An 11373-nucleotide genomic window follows, 5' to 3' on the forward strand; every position below is an offset into this window, starting at 1 on the left:
GAAAATGTAAGAGGGAAAATGGAAAATGGAAAAAATAATTAATTCCTATACATCTCCCATTTTACATTTTACATTCAGCTATTATCTTAAATAAAGCATCTCTCTATACTTAGGAAGTGGCCAAGTGGCATCATCAATGATAAATTCCAATTTATCCACTTCGTAACGAATTTTTTCGAAATACGGTTTTACTTTATCGCAATAAGCATGGGCTTGTTTTTTTGCACTATCAAGCGTATTGGCTTTTTTACGCTCTTCGCGCATTGCCTCTGCCGACTTAATAATTGTAGTAACACGCTGACTAATTTCTTTTGCTAAGTCAATTTGTGTCTCGGCAGCTACTTTATAATCTGCAGCACTTAACACATTTTTTAAACCTGCTATATTATCCACCAAGGTCTTTTGGTAAGCAATGGCAGCCGGTACAATTTGATTGTTTACCATATCGGCAATGATACGTGACTCTATCTGAATTTTTTTGGTGTAAGTTTCCAAATAAATTTCATAACGCGATTCTTGTTCTCGGTGATTTAAAATACCCAGGTTATCAAAAAGTCCTAGTGTTTTCTTACTGATAAAAGCTTCTAAAGCTCCCGGTGTTGTTGGAATATTTGATAGTCCGCGTTTTTTTGCTTCCGCTTTCCACTCATCCCCATAACCGTTACCTTCAAAACGTATTTTTTTAGATTCAATAATGTACCGCTTTAATACTTGGAATATCGCATCGTCCTTATCCATCTTATTATCCATGAGCGCATCAACATCTGTTTTAAAATCAATTAGCTGCTGCGCAACAATAGAGTTTAAAACCGTCATCGCTCCAGCGCAATTAGCCGAAGAACCAACCGCACGGAATTCGAATTTATTTCCTGTGAACGCGAATGGTGACGTTCTGTTTCTATCTGTATTGTCTAATAAAATATCAGGTATTTTACCGATGCTTAATTTAAGTGCTGTTTTTTCTTCAGGACTTAATTTTTTATCTCCAACACTTTTCTCGATCTCTTCTAAAACTTTGTTTAATTGCTCTCCTAAGAAAACGCTCATTATTGCCGGTGGAGCTTCATTCGCGCCAAGACGGTGATCGTTATTTGCAGAAGCAATACAAGCACGCATTAAATCTGCATGTTCATAAACAGCTTTTACAGTACTTATAAAAAAGGTTAGAAACTGTAAATTTGTTTTTGGCGTTTTTCCCGGTGATAATAAATTTTTTCCGGTATTTGTAGCAAGACTCCAGTTATTGTGTTTACCGCTTCCGTTAACACCTGCGTAAGGTTTTTCGTGTAACAATACTCTGAAATTATGACGGATAGCCACTTTTTCCATCACATCCATTAATAACTGATTGTGATCTACCGCAATGTTAATCTCTTCAAATACAGGAGCACACTCAAACTGAGCAGGTGCCACTTCGTTATGACGGGTACGAACAGGAATTCCCAACAAATGAGATTCGTATTCGAAGTCTTTCATATACGCTAACACTCTTTCTGGAATTGAACCCCAGTAATGATCTTCTAACTGTTGTCCCTTTGCCGAAGCATGACCAAACAAAGTACGACCTGTTTGTTGAAGGTCGTAACGAATATTATATAAAGATGCGTCAATTAAAAAATATTCCTGCTCCCAACCAAGCGTGCCAATTACTTTGGTAACGTTTTTGTCGAAGTACTGACAAACGTCAGTTGCAGCCTTATCTAAAATAGACAAGGACTTTAATAAAGGCGTTTTAAAATCAAGTGCTTCACCCGTATAGGACACAAAAATAGTTGGAATACACAAAGTGTTTCCCCAAATAAATGCCGGAGACGTTGGATCCCAAGCTGTGTAACCACGGGCTTCAAAGGTGCTACGCACACCACCGTTAGGAAAAGAAGAAGCGTCGGGTTCTTGTTGCACCAATTGCGAACCACTGAAACGTTCAACAGCACGACCACCACCAATGGGTTCAAAAAAACCATCATGCTTTTCAGCTGTTGTTCCTGTTAAAGGTTGAAACCAATGTGTAAAATGCGTTACCCCTTTGCTTTGGGCCCAAGCTTTCATGCATGCGGCAACCTGATCTGCAATTTTGCGATCGAGTGTTACGCCTTTTTCCATGGCTTCCATTACGCGTGTAAAAGCTTCTTCGCTTAAAAATTCACGCATGGCATCAATGCCAAATACAGAGTCTCCAAAATACTGACTCACTTGTTTATCCGGATACGAAATATCCGCAGGCTTGCGATTTACAACTTCCTGCATTGCTAAATTTCTTCTTGTGCTCATTTTTATAGGGGTGTTTGGTTAAAATATCAATTATTCGACAAAATTATATCAAAAAAAGGGGGGGTGCAAGTAAAAAAATCACTTTTTTGAAAATATTTTTGGGTTTTAGGGGGGGGGTAGGCAAACTTTTCCAAAATTTACTTTGCGCTGGCTTGGAACTTTTCCAAAGTTACCAGAATAAATGGCCGCAACTTTGGAAAAGTTGCGTGGCTGACTCAGCAAACCTTGAAAAGGTTTGCCAACTTTAGGGCATTAAAAAACCTCTTTGCAAAAAGCAAAGAGGTTTAAAAAAAATTGACTCGCCAAAAATTAATTAATCACGATCTTCTTAGTAGTGCTTTCTTTATCGGTAACTACTCTTATTAATACAACTTGATTATGTATACCTAAATTTAAGTGAGTATCGGTTACTCTACCTTCAACCTGAACGTCATCCATTATTTTTTGACCAACAATGTTGTAAGCCGAAATTGTTGCTTTTGTGTTTTTATCAAAAGATGTTTTTACAAATGCACCCTGTGCGTCTTGACTGATGAATACAGATCTATTAATTAAGTCTTCTTTGATTCCCAGTGGCGTGAAGCTTTCATCTTTACACAAAACCAAATCAAAACGCGGTGCAGATGTGGTATCATTTATGGTAAATACATAAGGACTTACACCCAAATCATGGTACGAATTATCCAGTTTATCAATTAGTACTAAACAACTTGAGAAGTTTTGAAAATCGAAAGCATTGATGGTATAGCTGCCAGAAGCACTTACTCTTGTCATAATAGGCACGTGAGTAGTTTTATCTAAAGGTGGCAAGGTGTTAATGCTGTAATCCCTATTATCTGCATCTTTACTCGATATAGTTGTGTAGTGCGAATAATTGCCGGGATAACCAACATAACCAGGCGTTTGGAGTATCTTTCTTGCATCAAATTTGCTATCAAACAAAGGTGTTGCATTTTGATGAATACTAATAACCGTTTCACTTTCATCTTGAGCGCCTGCAAGCTTCAACCTAAAATAAGAAAGCGAAGTTGATGCTGAAGACTTGAGTAATTGCGTTGTGCCAGTGGTAGCGACTTTCATGTCTTCGGTAAAATTAGCATTCAAACCGCCACCGCCGCCGCTGCCTCCTGTGTACTCAATGTAAAATGCTTGACCGCCCATTATAACATCATTATTAAAGCCGCCTGGGTTTGAAACCCCAGTGGTATTGTAATCCACGAAAGTACCAATATTTGCGTTCCAGATGGAAATTGTCCCTCCAAAATCCAACGGGTTCAGTCCGAAAGCATAAAATTTAGAAATTGAAATCGGCGATGGATATGGGTTGGCGATAAGATTAAACCCCTGATCTGCTCCTGAACCAGCGGCGGTTACCGACACTGAAACAGGGCCTTGCTTAATTGAACCTGTATTGATTAATGTTAAGTCATTGGTAGTTGTTTGTCCATCGCCAACGTAAACCCAATAACCAATACCTGGATCTATTGGACTATTTACTGTTAAACTGTCGTAAGAACTACTAAACTCTTTCCAACTCTGGATAGAATTAAACCATGGGCCAAGCGCATCAGATGGAAAAGAACACAAACTACAGGTCATTGGAATTCCATTTAATCCTCCGCTTGAAGAGTGGGTGTCCCAATTAGCTACAGATTGTGAATTAACACCTCTTACACCCAAATTAGCCCAGCCTGTTGCGCCTCCAGGTATAAACGTTTCAACAGTGGCGCTTCCCGAAATAGTTCCGTTCGATTCCGCAACTCTCGCTGTTAAACTTGAATTTGATTTTAAGGTTAAACTGCCGCCTGTATTGAGTGTTGTATTTAATTCAGCTTTGATAGAATCAAGCACGTTAATAGAACCACTAAGTGTCACTGCTCTCGTTCCGCCAGTATTGTAAGCCGTAATACCAGCTAAAGTAATGCCACCTAAAGAAACTGATTGAGCTCCCGCTCCATTAAAACCCAAAGAGCTAGTAGATTGAAACGTGAGTGTGCCCGTTCTGGTTAAACTGCCGCCGATTTTTACTTCTGATGCTGGCATTGTAACACTTGCTCCCGTTTGAATAGTTAAATCATTAAAAGCCGCTGCTGTGCCATTTATTGTAGCTGAAGACCCATACATGTTAACAATGCTGGATCCAGCGGTAAGTATTCCTTGGGTGCCTGTCCAATTACCTTGAACATTAACATTTCCTGTAATACTTATATTTCCTGAAGTATTAAAAACAAGGTTTGGCAATTTATTTCTGGTCGCATTCGTTGCGCCAGTTATAGAAATTGGGCCGGCTCCACTAAAAGTAAAGGTGCCACTATTTGGCGATGGGTTTCCTGTATTAGTACCCCCTATCACCAGGCTACTGAGTATATTAACCGAACCCAGATAACCAAATCTTTCACTCCCACCATTTAAGATCAAATTGTTAACAGTAGTGTTTGTTCCAAAGTCTACAGTACGTTGTGGAACCCCGACGCCCCTATCGTTGATACTTAAATCATTAAAGGCTATTGAGCCTGCGATTGTTGTTACAACTAAGTCGTTTACTTTTAAGGTAATTAAACCACCGTTATGATCAAAAGTGCCACCAGTAAAAGACATACTACCGCTAATCCCAATATTTGAACTTGATGCTGAAAAAGTTCCAACAGATTGAGAAAAATCACCGCGAAAAACATGGCTGCCAGCTAATCCGTTAACTAATCCCGTATAACCTGCATTGATTGAAATATTCGTTACATCTACGTCTATATCAAAATCACAATTAATGATTGATGAACCGTTAAAAATAATATCGTCACCAGGCCCTGGATTTCCATTTGGAGACCAATTTGCTGATGTACTAAAACTAGTACTACCAGTGCTGGCCCAAGTATAGGAGGTTTGTGAATTGTAATAACCAAAAGTTAAAAACAATAAAAAAATTATGCTGTAAATTCGTTTCATGATCTATTTTAAGATAAAAGCAAGTAAAAGTAGGCTAATTTATTTAAATACAAAACTTTAAGGCTATATAAAATGCCCTTAAACTCAATAATTTATCATCTGAATGTCAATTTTTTATCGATGAACAAATTCTGATTTTTTATTTTCTGTGCCCTAAATTGGCAACGATTGAATTTTAGTAAAAAAACGAACCCCTCTGTTAGAAATAACAAAGGGGTTCAAAATGTATTCATGGCTAGTTTCGCGTTTTAATGCAGTACAATCTTCTTAGTAGTATTTTCTTTATCAGTAATCACCCTAATTAATACAACCTGATTGTGAGTGTTTAAATTTAAGTGCGTATCTGTTACTTTACCTTCTACTAGAACGTCATCCATTATTTTTTGACCAACAATATTATATACCGAAATCGTTGCCTTTGTATTTTCATCAAAACTTGTTTTCACAAAAGCCCCTTGTTGATCTTGACTAATTAGAATAGACTTACTACTTAAGTTTTCTTTAATTCCTAATGGCGTATAACTCTCATCTTTACAAAGCACTAATTCAAAACGTGGTGCAGAAGTAGTATCGCTGATTGTAAACACATAAGGACTAACGCCCAAATCATGGTAGGAGTTATCTAGTTTGTCAATTAAAACTAAACAACTCGTGAAATTTTGAAAGTCGAAAGCGTTGATGGTATAGGTGCCAGAAGCACTCACTCTTACCATAACCGGCACATTTGTGCTCTTATTTAAAGGTGGTAGGGTATTGATTGAATAATCCTTGTTATTTGCATCTTTAGTGGATATAGTTGTATAGTGCGAATAATTACCCGGATAACCAACGTAACCAGGCGTTTGGAATATTTTTTTTGAATCATATTTACGATCAAAAAGTGGTGTAGCGCTTTGATTAATGCTCAGAACAGTCTCACTTTCATCGTAAGCGCCCGCAAGCTTTAACCTGAAATAAGAGAGTGGATTTGAAGCAGAAGACTTAAGTAATTGGGCTCCGCCAGTGGCCGCTACCTTCATGTTTTCAGCAAAATTGACACCTCCGCCAAACAAAAGAGGACTGTATTCGATGTAGAATCCCTGACCACCCATTAAAACGTTAGTATTAATACCACCTGGCGTTGAAATACCACTATTGTTATAAGACACAAAATCGCCTGCCTCCGCGTTCCAGATATACAATGTATTCACAAAATCTATTGTATTATTAGCGTCAGAAAAAAATCTAGAAATTGAAATTGGGGATGGATAAGGATTAGCAATAAGGTTAAAACCCTGATCTGCTCCCGATCCGGAATTCGTTACCGGAACGAAAACATTATTTTGTTTAACAGAACCTGTGTTGATTAAGGTTAATCCTCCAGTACTTGTTTGCCCGTCACCAACATACACCCAATAACCAACACCTGGATCTATTGGGCTATTTACCGTTAAACTGTCGTAAGAACTACTAGACTCTTTCCAGCCCTGAATAGAGTTAAACCATGCGCCAAGCGCATCAGATGGGAAAGAGCACAAACTGCAGGTCATTGGTATTCCATTTAGTCCTCCGCTTGAAACATAGGTATCCCAACTAGAAACAAGTTGCGAGTTAACCCCTCTAACACCCAGATTAGCCCAGCCTGTTGAGCCGCCAGGTATAAAAGTCTCTACAATCACATTACCCGATATTGTTCCATTTGATTCGGCGACCCTTCCTGTTAAAGTTGAATTTGATTTTAAAGTTAAACTTCCACCCGTATTTAGAGTTGTATTCGTTTCAGCTTTTATCGAATCAAGCACGGTAATCGCACCGCTGAGTGTCACTGCTCTCGAGGAACCAGTATTGTAGGCAGTAATACCAGCTAAGGTAACACCTCCCAAAGAAATTGATTGCGCGCCGCTTCCGTTAAAACCCAATGAACTTGTTGTTTGAAATGTGAGTGTACCTGTTCTGGTTAAACTACCGCCAATTTTAACTTCTGATGCAGGCATTGTAACACTTGCCCCTGTTTGAATCGTTAAATTGCTAAAAGCGGCGGCCGTTCCAGTTATCGTAGCCGAAGATCCGTACATATTTACAGTGCTAGATCCGGCGTTAAGCGTTCCTTGAGTACCCGTCCAGTTTCCCTGAATATTAATATTTCCTGTAATAGTTATATTTCCTGAAGTATTAAAAACAAGGTTAGGCAATTTATTTCTGGTCGCATTCGTTGCGCCAGTTATAGAAATTGGGCCGGCTCCGCTAAAAGTAAACGTACCACTATTTGGCGATGGGTTTCCTGTATTAGTACCCCCTATCACTAGGCTACTGAGTATATTAACCGAACCCAGATAACCAAATCTTCCGCCGCTCCCATTCAAATTCAAATTGTTAACGGTTGTACTTGTTCCAAAGTCTACAGTTCTTTGAGGAGATCCAACCCCAATATCGCTTATTGTCAAATCATTAAAGGTAATTGAGCCAGAAATAGTTGTGGCAATTAAATCATTAACTCTTAAAGTAACTAAACCGCCATTGTGATCAAAAGTTCCACCTGTGAAAGAAATACTTCCCGTAATAGTTAGATCTGAGCTTGATGATGAAAAAGTTCCAGCAGATTGAGAAAAATCACCGCGAACTAAATGACTACCAGAGAATCCGTCTACCTTGCCTGAGTAGCCAGCGTTTATTGAAACACTGCCCACATCCATGTCATCATCTAAATCACAATTAATCGTTGAGGTCGAATTAAAAATGATAGCGTCTCCAGGCCCAGGATTTCCATTCGGAGACCAATTTGCAGCTGTACTATAACTGGTACTTCCTGTACTGGCCCAAGTGTAAGATACTTGCCCATGATAGTTTTCGGCAAAACCAAATAAAACAGCACTCAAAATAATTATCCTTTTCATTTCACTATCTATATTTTAAAATTATTATTTTCTAAACACCAGTAAATTTAAACAAAATTTAATTCATTTAGACCTTGTTTGTACGATTATAACCATGAAAACGTTGCGTAATGTTAATTAATGCTCAAAACCTGAAAATGTTTCATTCATAGACCTTTTTAATTGATTTTAAGCAAAATTATTGCTCGTTAATTATATCAATAAATCAGGTTCAAAAACCATTTAGCACTTACAATAAACCATTTATGTATTTCAAAGCTCTTCTCCGGTAAATTTTAATACATTTACGCGCGCAAGTAATTAACGTTTATGAGATCAATTTGGATTGGTATTTTTATTTTGCTTTGTTCATTGCCGTTTTTTTCGCAAACAGGTACTGTTAAAGGATTTGTTTATGATAAAGCCAATGGAGAGCCTGTTCCATTTAGTAACGTTTATTTTAAAGGAACTACCATTGGGGCGAATACCGATATCAACGGTTTTTTTAGCATTAATCGCATTCCACCTGGCAATTATATTTTAATTGCAGTAAGTCTTGATTTTGATACTATTCAAGAACCGGTTAATGTTACTGCCGATAACACCCTTAACAAGAAAATATTTGTAGTCAAAGGTGGTGTAAAATTAGATGAGGTTGAAATAAATACAACTTCGGCTGAAAAAATTGAAAACACTTCGGTAGGTGTCCAAAAAATTGATCCTATCGTTATTAATAAATTACCTAGTGTAGGGGAGCCTGATATTGCACAATATTTACAAGTTCTGCCTGGTGTTGTTTTTACAGGTGACCAAGGGGGGCAACTTTATATTCGTGGAGGTTTGCCGGTTCAAAACAAAGTATTATTAGACGGGCTTATTATTTACAATCCCTTCCACTCTATTGGTTTGTTTTCTGTATTTGATAGTGATATCATGAAGAATGCCGATGTTTATAGCGCCGGATTTGGCGCAGAATATGGCGGTAGAACTTCATCCATCATGGATATTACTACAAGGGACGGAAATAAAAAACATGGTGGGGGAAAAATATCTGCTTCTACGTTTGGAGCTAAAGCCATGCTTGAAGGTCCGTTTGTAAAGCTAAAAGAAAATGGAAACACCAGTGCTTCCTATATACTTTCTATGAAGCATTCGTATTTGCCCCAGACTTCAAAATCTTTATACAGCTATGCAAATCCCAACGGACTTCCTTTCTATTATACGGATGTGTATGGTAAAGCTTCTATAAATTCTACTGGTGGTAGTAAAATAAGTCTCTTTGGTTTTAGTTTTAATGATAAGGTGAACTATAGTGATATTGCTTCTTTTAACTGGAATAATACTGGCGCAGGAGTTAACTTTTTATTGGTACCTCAATCGAGTAATTTACTCGTTGAAGGTTTATTCGCTTATTCAAAATACGATGTAAATTTTACAAACCCTTCTTTGGAAACCGACTCTAAAAACAGTGGTGTGAGTGGCATAAACACTGGATTTAATTTTGTGAAATTCTTAGGCAAACAAGAGTTGCGCTTCGGATTTGAAGGCGTAATTACGAATACAAAATTCGATGTTCAAAATCCTTATTTTGCGAAAATCACCCTTAACAGATCAACAACAGACATTGCAGGATTTATTAAATATAAGTTTATTGACCGCAAAAAAAGATTAGTTTTTGAACCGAGTTTCCGTATGCAATATTACGCAACGCTTGGTGTAGCTTCACCAGAACCAAGAGCCTCTTTAAAATTTAATTTTACAAAAAAAATACGCTTTAAGGCTGCCGGCGGTTTTTACAGCCAAACACTCATGAGTGCCAATAGCGATAGAGATATTGTAAACCTCTTTTATGGTTTTATTAATGCCCCTGAAAATGAAGACATTTCTAATTCCTATCTCGATAACAAAGGCGTATCACAAAATGTAAATTCTTCAGTACAAAAAGCCACGCATATGGTTGGTGGTTTTGAATTAGATCTCTTTAAACATTTTGAATTAAATATTGAGGTGTACCAGAAATTTTTTAATCAGGTAATTAATATCAATCGTGACAAAGTATTTGAAGACAATACAACAAACGCTCTACGCCCCGACGATTTAAAAAAGAACTTTGTAATTGAACAAGGCCGTGCACGCGGATTTGATGTTGTGTTGAAATACGACAGAAAACGGTTTTATTTCTGGGCAGTTTATTCTCTTACATTTAACGACAGGTGGGTAGGTACAAATGGTAATACTGTTGTTACAAATTACGCTCCAAACTTTGATCGTCGTCACAACGTTAATCTCGTTACTTCCTACTCTTTTGGTAAAAAGAAACAGTGGGAGCTAAATGGTCGCTGGAATTTCGGTACAGGATTCCCCTTTACGCCAACCCAAGGTTATATTAATCAGTTGAACCCACAGGGTAACATTAACTATAATTTTAATACAGGAAATGGTACTTTAAATTATATTCCCGGAGATCTTAATAGTTCTCGTCTGCCAGATTACCACCGTTTTGACATTGGTGTAAAATACAAATACAAACTAAGTGAAAAAACAACACTCGAAATTAATTTTGGAGCAACCAATATTTATAACCGCGAAAATATTTTTTATGTGGATAGGTTTACCTTTAAACGTATTAATCAACTCCCAATTATGCCGAACTTGAATGTGAGTTTGACTTTTTAAGTCTAAAACCACTATTACTACTGCTTTTCTTTGTTGTTTAATTTGTAATTTAGTTGCACTATTGAATTATCATGGCATTTAAGATTTATACAAAAACGGGAGATAAGGGTTTAACCTCTTTAATTGGAGGCACGCGCCTTCCAAAACATCACATTCGCATTGAGGCATATGGCACAGTGGATGAACTTAATTCTCATATTGGATTATTAAGAGATATTACTACTGATAAAACGACTTCTGATCTATTGATACATATTCAAGACCGTTTATTTACTATCGGCTCACATCTTGCCGCAGATCCTGTAAAAAGTAAAATGCAATTACCGCCCATCTTTGAAGAGGATGTTGTTATGCTGGAGAAAGCCATCGATGTTATTGACAAAATAGTTCCTGAAATGAAATCGTTTGTTTTACCAGGCGGACACGTCCATGTTTCTTATTGCCACATTGCCCGCTGCGTTTGTCGCCGTGCGGAGCGCTCTGTTTTACGTTTAGCTGAAAATGAACTGGTTGATAGCATTCATATAAAGTATTTGAATCGCCTTTCTGATTATTTATTTATGTTATCGCGTTGGTTTACTTTAGAATTGAAAGCTTCTGAGATTCCCTGGAAGCCAAAGATGTAAATACC

The 11373-nt window shown here is 37.5% G+C and carries 5 protein-coding genes; 2 read left to right on the top strand and 3 right to left on the bottom strand.

Annotated features, from left to right (window positions below; translation table 11 throughout):
• Window positions 1–81: 81 nt before the first annotated feature.
• The 3 genes from P2086_RS01265 to P2086_RS01275 form a co-directional block, all read right to left on the bottom strand.
• Window positions 82–2271 (bottom strand): glutamine synthetase III family protein, encoded by a 2190-nt coding sequence (locus P2086_RS01265; RefSeq protein WP_317898610.1) that lies wholly within the window; start codon window positions 2269–2271, stop codon window positions 82–84.
• Window positions 2272–2580: 309 nt separating this feature from the next.
• Window positions 2581–5214, bottom strand: coding sequence for a DUF8693 domain-containing protein (locus P2086_RS01270; RefSeq protein ID WP_317898611.1), 2634 nt, complete (start codon window positions 5212–5214; stop codon window positions 2581–2583).
• A gap of 248 nt (window positions 5215–5462) precedes the next feature.
• Window positions 5463–8087 (bottom strand): DUF8693 domain-containing protein, encoded by a 2625-nt coding sequence (locus tag P2086_RS01275; RefSeq protein WP_317898612.1) that lies wholly within the window; start codon window positions 8085–8087, stop codon window positions 5463–5465.
• 309 nt (window positions 8088–8396) lie between these two features.
• On the opposite strand from P2086_RS01275, the gene P2086_RS01280 reads away from it, so the two are divergent.
• Window positions 8397–10742 (top strand): TonB-dependent receptor, encoded by a 2346-nt coding sequence (locus tag P2086_RS01280; protein ID WP_317898613.1) that lies wholly within the window; start codon window positions 8397–8399, stop codon window positions 10740–10742.
• Window positions 10743–10813: 71 nt separating this feature from the next.
• Window positions 10814–11368, top strand: coding sequence for a cob(I)yrinic acid a,c-diamide adenosyltransferase (locus tag P2086_RS01285; RefSeq protein ID WP_317898614.1), 555 nt, complete (start codon window positions 10814–10816; stop codon window positions 11366–11368).
• Window positions 11369–11373 lie beyond the last annotated feature (5 nt).

Source organism: Aurantibacillus circumpalustris, from assembly GCF_029625215.1.
GTDB classification, from domain to species: domain Bacteria; phylum Bacteroidota; class Bacteroidia; order B-17B0; family Aurantibacillaceae; genus Aurantibacillus; species Aurantibacillus circumpalustris.

What these genes read in the sequence shown, in the direction of transcription:
- P2086_RS01265 (WP_317898610.1), bottom strand. Translation starts at nt 2,271, where the DNA reads ATGAGCACAAGAAGAAATTTAGCAATGCAGGAAGTTGTAAATCGCAAG.
- P2086_RS01270 (WP_317898611.1), bottom strand. Translation starts at nt 5,214, where the DNA reads ATGAAACGAATTTACAGCATAATTTTTTTATTGTTTTTAACTTTTGGT.
- P2086_RS01275 (WP_317898612.1), bottom strand. Translation starts at nt 8,087, where the DNA reads ATGAAAAGGATAATTATTTTGAGTGCTGTTTTATTTGGTTTTGCCGAA.
- P2086_RS01280 (WP_317898613.1), top strand. Translation starts at nt 8,397, where the DNA reads ATGAGATCAATTTGGATTGGTATTTTTATTTTGCTTTGTTCATTGCCG.
- P2086_RS01285 (WP_317898614.1), top strand. Translation starts at nt 10,814, where the DNA reads ATGGCATTTAAGATTTATACAAAAACGGGAGATAAGGGTTTAACCTCT.